This window comes from Natrialba hulunbeirensis JCM 10989, from assembly GCF_000337575.1.
Classification (GTDB): domain Archaea; phylum Halobacteriota; class Halobacteria; order Halobacteriales; family Natrialbaceae; genus Natrialba; species Natrialba hulunbeirensis.
This window is the reverse complement of sequence record NZ_AOIM01000029.1, coordinates 1-217: the sequence shown is the minus strand read 5'-3', so window position 1 is coordinate 217 and position 217 is coordinate 1. Positions and strand designations below refer to the sequence as shown.

Annotated in this window: 1 rRNA gene; it reads left to right on the top strand. The window is 57.1% G+C overall.

From position 1 onward, the window contains the following. Positions 1 to 217: ribosomal RNA gene (locus tag C483_RS20615) — 23S ribosomal RNA — on the top strand; the annotation flags it as partial.

Below are 217 nucleotides of genomic sequence, written 5' to 3'. Positions count from 1 at the left end.
TTGACGAGTCTAACTTGAGTATCAAGGAAGGCGTAGGGAAACCGACATGGCCGCAGTCTTACGACGAGGGCCGCCGTGTTCAAGCGCGGGGAGTCAATCGGGCACGACCCGAAACTGGATGATCTAGACGTGGGCAAGGTGAAGCGTGCCGAAAGGCACGTGGAGGCCTGTTAGTGTTGGTGTCCTACAATACCCTCACGTGACCTACGTCTAGGGG